This is a genomic window from Propionivibrio sp. (genome assembly GCF_049316945.1).
In the GTDB taxonomy this organism is placed as follows: Bacteria; Pseudomonadota; Gammaproteobacteria; order Burkholderiales; family Rhodocyclaceae; genus Propionivibrio.
In genome coordinates this window covers 1-2,949 of record NZ_JBMOJE010000284.1, presented here as the reverse complement: position 1 = coordinate 2,949, position 2,949 = coordinate 1, and the positions used below count along the sequence as shown (strand labels likewise).

Annotated in this window: 4 protein-coding genes and 1 pseudogene; all 5 read right to left on the bottom strand. The window is 54.8% G+C overall.

Features of this window, described 5'->3' with window-relative positions:
• Window positions 1-155: 155 nt before the first annotated feature.
• The 5 genes and pseudogenes from ACOYNV_RS27045 to ACOYNV_RS27025 all read right to left on the bottom strand — a co-directional run bounded on the left by ACOYNV_RS27045 (window position 156) and on the right by ACOYNV_RS27025 (window position 2,848).
• On the bottom strand, window positions 156-425 hold the full coding sequence (locus ACOYNV_RS27045; protein WP_422902917.1) for a helix-turn-helix domain-containing protein: 270 nt from the start codon (window positions 423-425) through the stop codon (window positions 156-158).
• On the bottom strand, window positions 422-697 hold the full coding sequence (locus ACOYNV_RS27040) for a winged helix-turn-helix transcriptional regulator (protein WP_422902916.1): 276 nt from the start codon (window positions 695-697) through the stop codon (window positions 422-424). Before ACOYNV_RS27040 ends, ACOYNV_RS27045 begins: the two co-directional genes overlap by 4 nt.
• A gap of 16 nt (window positions 698-713) precedes the next feature.
• Window positions 714-890: a GDP-mannose 4,6-dehydratase gene (locus ACOYNV_RS27035; protein WP_422902915.1), complete on the bottom strand. Its 177-nt coding sequence runs from the start codon at window positions 888-890 to the stop codon at window positions 714-716.
• A gap of 139 nt (window positions 891-1,029) precedes the next feature.
• Window positions 1,030-1,827 (bottom strand): annotated as a pseudogene (gene gmd, locus ACOYNV_RS27030) (GDP-mannose 4,6-dehydratase); the annotation flags it as partial.
• 565 nt (window positions 1,828-2,392) lie between these two features.
• Window positions 2,393-2,848, bottom strand: coding sequence for a hypothetical protein (locus ACOYNV_RS27025; RefSeq protein ID WP_422902914.1), 456 nt, complete (start codon window positions 2,846-2,848; stop codon window positions 2,393-2,395).
• Window positions 2,849-2,949: the final 101 nt, after the last annotated feature.

The following is a 2,949-nucleotide window of genomic DNA, read 5'->3' as shown; positions in this document are numbered from 1 at the left end:
AAATGCAGAGCCCGGTATCCAGATTCGTCCATCTGATCAAGATGTTAAAAGACCTATTTCATCAACGAACTGGCTCTGCATTTCCTTCGGTCAGATTCCGGGTCAAGCCCGGAATGAGCGCGAAGCCTGGCCTCGGGCCACGGTAAATCAATGGGTTAGCGGTAGAACAAATTTACCCTGCGGGGGCTTGTAATTTGTTTGCATTGGTTGATCCAGCCTTGAACCGCTTCAGCTTGAACAGCCACGCCCACAATTTGTCCCGCGTCGCTGACGCCCATCAACACGGCGCCTCCTTGGGTGTTGGCAAACACGGTGAGTGTCTCAATCACTTCTTTTTGGAAGCTGCTTTTGAATTCAATAAACGTACTTTCGCCCTGGCGGATAGCTTCCAGCAGTGAGGCTGCGGAGTTTGGGGCGGTTTTCATTCGACGACCTCCCAGTGCCCGCCTTTGGCGGGGCCGACGCGGCGCAGTTTGCCTTCAGCACGCAGTTTGCGAATAGCCCGCTCAATGGCACTGTCTGACTTGCCAAGTTGCAGAGCTAGCTCGGGGATTGCAGTGCTTGGCGCTTCTGCAAGCTGGCGAAGGATCATATCTGGCGTTTTCCCCAGCGTTTTCCCCAGCGTTTTCCCCGGCGTTTGCTTCGAAGTACCTTCTTTTTTTGAACGAGCCAAGGAAGCGGGCAGGTCAAAAGTCATGGTCACAACGTCGTCGCTAGCCGTGCTTCTTGACGAGTTCGTCGCGTTCGGCGCTCTTCAGGTCTTCGCGGACCATTTCGGCGACCAGTTCATCGAAGGTTGTTTTTGGCGTCCAGCCGAGTATTTCTCTGGCTTTGGTTGGGTCGCCGAGCAGGGTTTCGACTTCGGTGGGGCGGAAGTAGCGGACATCCACCTTGACGATGACTCGTTCGGCTGCTTGTGCTGCTCCCTCTCCCCCGGCCCCTTGTCCCGCTTGCGGGAGAGGGGAGGAGGACGGCTTGTTCTTCTACGCCGGTGCCTTCCCAGCGAAGTTGCATGCCGATTTCCTTGGCGGCGGCGTTGACGAAGTCGCGAACGCTGTATTGCACGCCGGTGGCGATGACGAAGTCTTCGGGTTTGTCATGCTGGAGCATGAGCCATTGCGCTTCGACGTAGTCGCGGGCATGGCCCCAGTCGCGCAGGGAATCCATGTTGCCGAGGTAGAGGCAGTCTTGCAGGTTGAGTTTGATGCGCGCCAGGGCGCGGGTTATCTTGCGTGTGACGAAGGTTTCGCCACGCACCGGGGATTCGTGGTTGAAGAGGATGCCGTTGCAGGCGAAGAGGCCGTAGGCTTCGCTGTAGTTGACGGTGATCCAGTAGGCGTACATTTTGGCGACGGCGTAGGGGCTGCGCGGGTAGAAGGGGGTGGTTTCTTTCTGCGGCGTTTCCTGCACAAGGCCGAAGAGTTCGGAGGTGCTGGCTTGGTAGAAGCGGGTTTTCTTTTCGAGGCCGAGGATGCGGATGGCTTCGAGAATGCGCAGGGTGCCGATGCCGTCGGCGTTGGCGGTGTATTCGGGCGTTTCGAAGCTGACGGCGACATGGCTCATGGCCGCGAGGTTGTAGATCTCGTCGGGCTGGACCAGCTGGATGATGCGGATCAGGTTGGTGGAGTCGGTGAGGTCGCCATAGTGCAGGACGAAGTTCTTGTTCTCGACGTGCGGGTCCTGGTACAGATGGTCGATGCGGTCGGTGTTGAAGAGCGAGGCGCGGCGCTTGATTCCATGCACGACGTAGCCCTTTTTGAGCAGGAATTCGGCAAGGTAGGCGCCGTCTTGGCCGGTGATGCCGGTTATTAACGCAGTTTTATTCATTCTTTATCTCCTGTAGTTTTTTTCAAGCCGACCGATGTCGTCGCATTCCGAAAACTCTCGGATTGAAATAAAACCATTTTTGGAATAATTCGACCAGGATTTTTCAGCAGGAGGTTGTTTTCACGCACAGTTTGATCCCCTGAGTTTTAGTAATGCGTGCTATCGGGGAAGCATCAAATGGCTGTCGGACAATCAGATCCACCGGCATCTCCAGACCTTCCTCAAGGCCAATTTTACAGAGCATTTCGTTCAGTAAAGGGTAGGGGTCTGCTTCGACATAGAGATCAACATCCCCCCTTTTTTGTTATCGATAACACGTGAGCCAAACAGCCAGATGGCTGCGGTATCACCTAAATACTGGTGTATTTGCCTGCCGATGATTTGTGTTTGATCCGGCCTAATGCGCACTCGATTGATTACTCTTTAAAAGCTGTTAAGCCGCTGGCAGCACGTTCATGAAAGAGGCTCTTGACGACCTTCGCCCGATGTTTGCCAGGGCCTACTCGGACTTTGACTCGGAACTGGTGGAATTCGACGGAGAGGATGGGGGGAGCGAGGCAGATGCTCATGCTGGATAGCGGCGGATTGTGTTGCCAGCATAGTCAACCACTTTGGGCACGGCTGCCAACAGCGCTGGGGCCATGGCCGCCACAGCGGTATAGATTTCTTGCATCTTCTCGGTCGCGTATTCATGGGCAATCAGGTTTCTCAACTCGCGGATCTTGATCAGTTCAGCGGCGTTCGCCCAACCTCGTTTTTCTGCGCGGTAGATACGGTCGAGCAGGGTGCCACCTCCCGTCAATTCAATCTCATCAACCAGGCGGAAGATGCGTTGAATGAGCAAATCGGCCAAACGGGCAAAGCGACTCGTAAGGGACTCAAGGCGCTCAAGTTGTTCTGGCGGCATTTCTTCCTGGCCAATCAGATTAAGGCATCGATCCATTGAATACTCAAGGTAACCGGCGGCGAGTTGCAGTCCAGCAACTTCTTCTTGTAGCAGTTCAATTTTCTCCCGCGTCATAAGCGCACGCCCTCTTTCATGACCATTCTAGGAAAAGGTCGCGTGGTAAGTAATAGCGCATAACCGAAGTGGAACGAATCTTGCTGCACGGGGTTAAATCC

What these genes read in the sequence shown, in the direction of transcription:
- ACOYNV_RS27045 (WP_422902917.1), bottom strand. Translation starts at nt 425, where the DNA reads ATGAAAACCGCCCCAAACTCCGCAGCCTCACTGCTGGAAGCTATCCGC.
- ACOYNV_RS27040 (WP_422902916.1), bottom strand. Translation starts at nt 697, where the DNA reads ATGACTTTTGACCTGCCCGCTTCCTTGGCTCGTTCAAAAAAAGAAGGT.
- ACOYNV_RS27025 (WP_422902914.1), bottom strand. Translation starts at nt 2,848, where the DNA reads ATGACGCGGGAGAAAATTGAACTGCTACAAGAAGAAGTTGCTGGACTG.